This window comes from Hymenobacter crusticola, from assembly GCF_002154225.1.
In the GTDB taxonomy this organism is placed as follows: Bacteria; Bacteroidota; Bacteroidia; order Cytophagales; family Hymenobacteraceae; genus Hymenobacter; species Hymenobacter crusticola.
On the sequence record NZ_MTSE01000060.1, the window covers coordinates 1 to 7,676 of the forward strand.

At 49.9% G+C, this 7,676-nt stretch carries 9 protein-coding genes; 4 read left to right on the forward strand and 5 right to left on the reverse strand.

The genetic code is table 11. From position 1 onward, the window contains the following. Both BXP70_RS28300 and BXP70_RS28310 read right to left on the reverse strand, forming a co-directional pair. Positions 1-356 (reverse strand): ABC transporter ATP-binding protein (locus BXP70_RS28300; protein ID WP_143436766.1); only part of this gene is annotated, 356 nt, incomplete at its 3' end. A 174-nt stretch (positions 357-530) separates the two neighbouring features. Beyond that, positions 531-818: a hypothetical protein gene (locus tag BXP70_RS28310; RefSeq protein ID WP_086597485.1), complete on the reverse strand. Its 288-nt coding sequence runs from the start codon at positions 816-818 to the stop codon at positions 531-533. Between the two features lie 276 nt (positions 819-1,094). On the opposite strand from BXP70_RS28310, the gene BXP70_RS28315 reads away from it, so the two are divergent. Then, positions 1,095-1,655: a hypothetical protein gene (locus tag BXP70_RS28315; protein WP_143436767.1), complete on the forward strand. Its 561-nt coding sequence runs from the start codon at positions 1,095-1,097 to the stop codon at positions 1,653-1,655. A 971-nt stretch (positions 1,656-2,626) separates the two neighbouring features. After that, positions 2,627-3,874 carry a replication initiation protein gene (locus BXP70_RS28320; protein WP_143436768.1) on the forward strand — a complete coding sequence of 416 codons (1,248 nt, stop codon included), beginning with the start codon at positions 2,627-2,629 and terminating at the stop codon, positions 3,872-3,874. Between the two features lie 37 nt (positions 3,875-3,911). On the opposite strand, the gene BXP70_RS28325 is transcribed toward BXP70_RS28320, so the two are convergent. Together BXP70_RS28325 and BXP70_RS28330 are read right to left on the reverse strand one after the other, a co-directional pair. Then, a complete protein-coding gene (locus BXP70_RS28325) occupies positions 3,912-4,337 on the reverse strand; it encodes a hypothetical protein (RefSeq protein ID WP_086597488.1) in 426 nt (141 codons plus the stop codon). 11 nt (positions 4,338-4,348) lie between these two features. After that, on the reverse strand, positions 4,349-5,116 hold the full coding sequence (locus BXP70_RS28330) for a ParA family protein (RefSeq protein ID WP_143436769.1): 768 nt from the start codon (positions 5,114-5,116) through the stop codon (positions 4,349-4,351). Positions 5,117-5,141: 25 nt separating this feature from the next. Here BXP70_RS28330 and BXP70_RS30890 point away from each other — a divergent pair, with 25 nt between their 5' ends. Continuing rightward, the gene (locus BXP70_RS30890) at positions 5,142-5,264 is read left to right on the forward strand and encodes a hypothetical protein (protein WP_262490779.1); all 123 of its coding nucleotides are present in this window, start codon (positions 5,142-5,144) and stop codon (positions 5,262-5,264) included. Between the two features lie 1,162 nt (positions 5,265-6,426). Here the strand turns inward: BXP70_RS30890 and BXP70_RS28335 are convergent. Further along, complete coding sequence (locus BXP70_RS28335; RefSeq protein ID WP_086597490.1) at positions 6,427-7,110, reverse strand: recombinase family protein; 684 nt, start codon at positions 7,108-7,110, stop codon at positions 6,427-6,429. Positions 7,111-7,204: 94 nt separating this feature from the next. Between BXP70_RS28335 and BXP70_RS28340 the strand changes: the two genes are divergently transcribed. Next, positions 7,205-7,676: recombinase family protein (locus tag BXP70_RS28340; RefSeq protein ID WP_086597491.1), on the forward strand; the 472-nt coding region annotated here is incomplete at its 3' end.

Consider the following 7,676-nt stretch of genomic DNA (forward strand, 5'->3'; position numbering starts at 1 on the left):
TTGCGCTCGACCGCGCTTACCCCTAGGTAGATGAGCGGCAGCTCCACGTTTTCTACCACCGTTAGTTCGTCGATCAGGTTGAAGCTCTGAAAGACGAAACCTAGGTTCCGCTTGCGTAGCTCGGCCCGCTTGCGTTCGGTGTAGTGCGCGATTTCAGTGCCCGCAAACTGGAGGCTGCCGCCCTCTGGCTTGTCTAGCAAGCCAATGATGTTCAGCAAAGTAGACTTGCCGCACCCCGACGGTCCCATGATAGCCACGAACTCGCCTTCGTTCACCGTGAGCGAGACTTTATTTAAGGCTTTGGTCTCGACCTCTTCCGTGCGGTATACTTTTTCCAAGTCTTCAATCTTGATCATGACGCGGGGAGTTGGCTGGTTGGCTCTGTTTATAGCTAGGTAGTCTGAATTATTCTTGCTTGTCTTGAAGCACAAGTCCACCTATGTCTTCGTAGCCTTCGTAGCTGGAGGTCACTACTTTATCACGGGGCTTCCAGCCTGCCAGCACTTCGTAGTACTCCGGGTTTTGGCGACCTAGGTGAATGTCTGTTTTGTAGGCTTTGCTGCCGTTGTCGTTGACTTTAAAAGTCCAGCCAGGCAGATGGTCTTGCTAGGCATCACGGTGCCATCAAGTGAGATGACCTCCTGAAAAGTGCCTTTGGTAACCTCGCTGATGGTGATGCGCTCGGGCTCCACGTTCAGCTTGGTGAGGCTGGCCGTGGAAAAGAAGCTAGCTGTCAGCAGCCCTGCCACGACGACAATCCCAGCCACGAGTAGCGGCTTGCGCACCGTCCAGGTTTTCTTTTGAATAGGTGCGTCCATGGTCTTCGAAATGCGTTGTTAGCCTTCGCAAATGCTTCTAGCCAGTATGCCAATAAAGATTGTGCCGTCGATATAATTAGTTGATTGTAAACATGTTGTTTACAATAAGCTGCTCTTCACTGGTAATACTGTTCGCTTTTGATACACTTCACTGTTCGGTACCGATACACTCTAGGGAGCAAGCCAAATGATAACCCGCTTTGCAAGCTAGAAAGGGCGTTTTTATAAACTAGTGCAGTTTGTGGTCGGTATTAAAGAGCTAGCTTCGTTTTGGCCGTGAAATACCGCGACTTTTCGCAGCACTTCAACGAAGCGCGTACCAATGCTTCTCTAAAGCAGCTACACGCGGCTTTCAATCAGATTAACAGTACGCTCCGGCAGCTGAGTGCGGAGCAGAAGGCGCAGTTTACGTACCTACAAACAGTGCTGAAGCTAATTGACACCGGCATACTGTCCTACAACGCTGAGGGGCAAGTGGAATGGGTTAATGGGGCCTTCAACCAGACCTTACAGTTGCCTTACCTGTACAACCCTGTACAACATTCAGGCATTGCAAAAGCGCTACGAGGTGCTCTACAGACCATTATGCAGCTGGAGCCCAGTGCTTCTGCGGTGGTGAAACCAACCGTGGAGAAGCGGACGATGCAGCAGCTGTTGTCGGCCACGTCGTTCAGGCTGCACGGCCACAGCTTCGCGCTTATTGCCTTCAAAAGTGTGAGCCATTCTCTCGATGAAATCGAGGCTTGGCAGAAGCTGCTGCGCGTGATGACGCACGAAATCACGAACTCGGTGGCGCGCATTGCCTCGCTGGCCGATATGCTTGGCCACCATGTGTAGCTGGAAAACGGTTCAGAAAAGTTGTTCAGCACTCTGAGTACAAACTTGGCTTTGTCTCCTTACCCTAGTTCTGGCATCTTCTTGTTCGAACAACAAAATATTAAAAGGAAAGAGTTGGACCTGCTATGACCGTGTTATTCATAATCTACCTGTACAAATACCGAAACCCTTGATGAGATTTCTTGACTAAGTTTCCTGCACTTGGTCAATAAGCGACAAGTATTACAAAAACCACGCGGGTGCACTCAGCCTACGTAGCTTTCATCTTTTAACCAACAAGCAACAGCTTTCTGCGTCACTTAACACGCCTGCTTCTGGCAAAAAATGAGGAAGACAACGTGGTTTTTGTAATAGATTAGAACGTCAACTTTCGGTCTTTTATCAAAGGCTACTCCTTTGCTACTATGGTAGCCTAGGTAGGTATCTACCTATTACAAATACCACGCGTTGCTCTATAAAGGCATTAGCCATCTTATCCCCTCCCCTACTTACCTAGATCATGATCAGAAATTTAGTGTAACACATTACCAAACATGATATTGCGCTCTGCTAGAGGTGCTTCTTGCGAGAAGCCTCCTCAAAGAAGGCTAATCAACATCATCCTTTTAGCGATGATCTATTACAAAAACCACGCGGCGGGGCTCTTAACCACCTCTTCCAATCCTGTATTCTCTGCTCTATTTCTTGTCTATTCACTTCTAAAAAACGACCCCATTAACCGTCGTTTATCCTTTTAATTATCTTTTATAAGGTTTACATGCAGTATAACTAGTTGTTTTTCAGAATCATGCATGCGTCTGCTATTACAAAAACCACGTACAACTATTACAAAAACCACGCACAACTATTACAAAAACCACGCACAACTATTACAAAAACCACGTGCTTATAGCTCCCTGCTATTACAAAAACCACGTTTACCTATTACAAACTTTTATAATTGTAATAGGTGAGCCGCATTATTTACTACCTTGTCCACACAGTCAAACGTGGCCATGGAAGGTATACAAACTACTCTATTCGAAACAGTTCCTGATGCGACTGGCAAGCTAGTCGTGCAGCATAACGCGTTAGTCAATGCACGCTTTGACCTGACAACTGTTGAAATGCGCCTATTTATGGCTATGCTCGCACGTATTAATCGGGCGGATACTGAGTTTCGGGAATTCCAAGTACCGCTGCGCGAAATTACTGCCCTGTCGGGACGACGACTAAGCGGGAAAGACTACCTAGAAGTGGAGAGTATGTGTAGCCAACTCGTGACGCGCGTGCTGCACATTGAACGGCCGGGCGTGGAGCCTCGTACGCGCGGAAACCGCAGCCGGCGGCACGCACCAGATTTTGATAAGATACCCCTCATGGCCTATGCCAAATACCGGGGTGAGGAAGGCGTGTTGCTTGTCCGCTTCAACGACGAAGTCATGCCTTACCTGCTGCAACTGCAACGCAATTTCACGAAAGTGCAACTCGTGCAGCTCCTCAAAATCAAGAGCCCCCACTCCTACCGCATCTACTGGCTGTTGAAGGAGTACAGTGCCTTCGGTACGCGCACGCTCGGTGTAGAAGAGCTGAAGGCTATGTTAAGCTTGGAAGGTCAGTATAAGCAGTTTCCTCTATTTCGGATGCGGGTTCTGGACCGGGCCCGCGACGAAATGATGCATACGGATCTTCCCTTCGACTATGAGCTGATTCGGGAAGGGAAGGCTGTCACCAAAATCAAGTTCAACTATGCTAGCACGAGCGCAGAATCGGCGGCGCAGGAGCTTTCTGCGGCTAGCCCTTGGGAAATAGCCCTGCATACGGTGGGCGTATCGGCCGGAAGCATCGCCGTGGTGGCTGAGTTAGTAGGAAAAGGAGAAGTTGACCCGGAGTATATCCGCTACGTGGCCCAGATGCAGCAGGAGAAGTTTAAAGCCGGTAAGGTGAAGAGCTTGGCCGGTTCCGTCTTCACCGCCATCACCAAGGGGCACCTAGTAGACGATTTTCAACGTCACCAGCAGAAGCGAGAGCGGGCCGCTTTGCGTAAGGTGGCAACTAAACAGCCTGATGTGGTGCGCTATACGCTGGCTGAGGTGCGGGCCGCATACGAGACCATGAAGAAAAAGAAGATGACGCAGGCAACGACCTTTGAGCAAAATCTGGAACTCATCTACTTGTCTCAGGGCTTTCGTCAGCAGCGTGATGCACAAGGCGTCGAATGGCTTGTCAAGGAAGCCTAGTTGTTCCGGTTGACTCATGCGGTCGGCGGCGCGATGTCTACTGCTTCTGCTTCTTTGACGATCGAGGAGTCTGAAGCTTACGCACGTTTAACCGCTTTTGCTCCTTGTCCGGGAGAGGGTTAGTGGCAGTCGGAATCCCTTGTAGATATTGTTGTAAAGCGGTTTCCACGATTTCCGTAATGGTCAGGCGTTCCCAGTACTCCGCCTGCTTAAGCTTGATGAATGTGGCGGTGGTAATCCGCGTGGAGAATGGAATAAATGGGTTTTCCTCTTCCGCTGGGGCTTCTTCCTGAGCTAACGATTTCGATATCGTACGTTTTTCTTTTTCTTCATGAAGATCATTTTGTTCATTATCTACATGATTTTCATGAAGATCATTACTGTCAGGAAGTCCGTACATATCCCGGTCAAATGCAGAGGGTTGTGACCGGGTGAGTTGAGATTTGAAATCGCGTTTAGCCATTTGAGTATCGGTTAGGAAATACGCGTCAGAATCTCGTCCGTAAGTACCTGATAATCTTGCGCACCATTAGAGGTAGGCGCATACTCGTATAAGTTTTGCCGCTGAATTTGGGCTTCAGCCAAGGAAACGTTATCCCGGATACTGGTGTGCATTACCAACTGCTCCGTTGCAAATCGCTCGGTTGTTGCTTCCACGATGTCATGGTGGAGCTTGCGACGGTAGGTCTTGCTGTACTTGGTGAAGAAGATGCCGCCAACGCGCAGGCCAGGATTATTACGTTTGCGGACCCGGGCGCATGCCTCCAAGATGGTCTGCAACCCCTCAAAGCTAAAATACTCGGGTTGGGCCGGAATAAAGATGGCGTCACTAGCGACCAGGACCATGTAGGTCATAGCCGAAAGGCTCGGAGGCGTATCGATTAGGCAATAATCATAACGCTCGGCAATGGGTTCCAGAGCCTCCTGCAACAAGAATTCATAACCTTGCTGCGCTCCCAATACTTTTTCGACGTAGCCTAGCTGCGGCGAAGCAGGCAACAACTCCAGGTTGGGGGCTACTGGGACGATTGTAGTGTCAAAAGACGAACGTCCCTCTAGCAGGGAGCCAATATAATGCCCACTAGCGGACTGCTCATCAAAGCACATGGTTAGGTTGCACTGCGCGTCCCCGTCGATTAATAATACCTTATGGCCGCGCCCCGTCAGGGCGTATCCAACATTTAGTGTAGAGGTAGTCTTGCCAACACCTCCTTTATGATTCGTGAAGCTAATGATCTTCATGGAGTAAAAGTAGAACAAGAATTACATGAAAAAAATGTTATTTATTATTTTCATGAACTACATGAACTACATGAACTACATGAACTACATGAACTACATGAACTACATGAACTACAGTTTAAAAATTATTTTCATGAAGGTCATTTAAAAACAGAATCTAATGAAGTACATTATGGTAATCAAAAGTATTAGATTAATATCTTGTTTGTGCTATTTTATGCCTTTTTGTTAAGTTAGGTAGTTGTTGCATAGTAGTGAATACCAGTGTCTTACTACGCTATACTTGTCGTGCAGCTGCATTTTGTTTTAGGTAAATTGAACTGATGATTTTCTATTCAGGCTGGGAAAAGGCTTCCAACAGTTTCGTAATTCTTGATTGAATTTCTAGCAATTGTATCCGCATATTATCTGCCGATCCGTGCGTAGTAGGCTCGTTGGCCAGTATAAGAACAACTTCGCCTAGTTCAGACGAAGGAAAGACTGCTTTGTGCGCGTAAGTGAAAAGGCAAAATCAAAGCTCCAACTCGTGTACATTCTGCGTGTAGGATAGCAATCACCGCCACCAGAAGTAAGCTTTTCGCCCGGCTTGGCCGCTACTTCCTGTACAGGAGTATCATACAGCACCCGATAATCACGACTGAAAAGGCGTTGCTTGAACGTAAACCTCGGCAGCGAAGTAGGATAGGGGACCTCTAGTAGCAAGTGCTGCATTTCCGAGACCAATGGCTACCTGCAGCTGTAGATGGTCGCGTAGGGCGGCCATCCATTTCGCGAATTTGCGAGCTTGGAAGCTCCTTGATCAATTTATCGGCTTGCCCTCACCACGCCAAGGCAGCTGACAGCGGTACTACCGGTGTGTCAGCTAAGAGATAACGGAGTTGGTGCGCCTGGCTCAGCAATAGAGCGACCTGCTTGCACAGGGCTTCGGTTCGCTCCCGCACCCGATAGACCTGCACCGTATCATCGTAAAGCTAGGTATGGGTGCATAGCATAGGGATTGTTTGTGCCTGTCTCCAACTGTATTAACAAGCTCTACTCGGTGGAGCGTAACGACCAACGCTCGACTTCATCCTTACTCTGGTAAATCACAAGCGTATAGCGTTGGGTGCATTGTAAACCGTCTGTCGTAAGGTGTCAAGCAGACGGTACCAATTCGTCTACCCAAACAGCACCCGCCCATTGAGCAGTGGTGTGTATTTATAAAAAGAGGAATATATGTGTCTGACGAAAAGATCAATCAGCTCTAGAGTATACTATTAGTAGAGTAAGATTAGATTGTGTCATGTATGAACTTGTAACTATAGGGATGTTTATAGTGAAGCTTTGTTAGACAAAAGGCGTTGTACAGTTGTTGCCTGAAACATATTCCCACGTCGAGTGCGGTATCCGGAAGCGTTGAGCTTGTGCGCAATCTGCCAGAGCGTGTGCCCCGTGTCACGCAATAATTCCGCTAACTGCGCGGCCTGCTGATTCGCCGGGTGCTGCCGGGCATTGCGTTGCATGGTTGCTTGCCCTTGGACGATGACCGCCGCCGTAAAATTCTGCGGGGAGCCTAGCTTTGCCCCTCGGGCCTTCTTCGCGTGTAGGGCATCCTTCGTTCGTTTAGAAATCGTCTCGCGCTCGTGCTGGGCAATGACGGCGAATAGGCCGACCGTAAGCGTGTTCGCATCGGGCATGTCGCAGCAGACGAAGTCCACGCCTGAGTCGCGCAAAGCGAAGATGAAGCCGGCGTTACGCGAGAGTCGATCCAACTTGGCGATGAGCAGCGTGCTGCCGGTGCGCCGCGCTTCGGCAATGGCGGCAAGCAGCTGGGGCCGCTGGTTCTTCTTGCCACTTTCAATTTCTACGAACTCCGACAATAGTTGACTTGGATCGGCCACGAAGGTGCGGACCGCCGTGCGCTGCGCTTCCAGGCCCAGACCCGACTGCCCTTGCTTCTGGGTGGAAACGCGATAATAAGGAGTATAAAATTTGGTAGGAGCAGCAGGTGCCATATAGTACAAAAGTATAAACTACCGGCAAGGTATATGTTTTACATATTGCAAACGTTCGTTTGGAAAACGTTATAAGCCGTACCTTGCGGGTGCTATGAATACCCGCTACGTGCCCTATTACCGCGTTTCCACCCAGCGCCAAGGCCAATCCGGCTTAGGTCTCGAAGCCCAGCAAGCCGCCGTGCAGGCCTTCGTGCCGGAGCCCACTCAACTCTTGCCCGCCTTCACCGAAGTAGAAAGCGGCAGCAAAAACCAGCGGCCCCAACTCGCGGCCGCCATCGCCGCGGCCCGAGAGCAGGGGGCCACGCTGCTCATCGCCAAACTCGACCGACTCAGTCGCAACGCGGGCTTCATCCTGACCTTGCGCGACTCGGGCGTCAGCTTCGTCTGCTGCGACATGCCCGACGCGAATACCTTAACCGTCGGGCTGTTTGCCGTGATTGCCCAGCATGAGCGTGAACTGATCTCTAAGCGCACGAAAGATGCCTTGGCCGCCAAGAAAGCGCGCGGTGCCGTGCTGGGCACCCCGGCCAATATGACGAGCGTCGCCACCGAGAAAGGGTTAC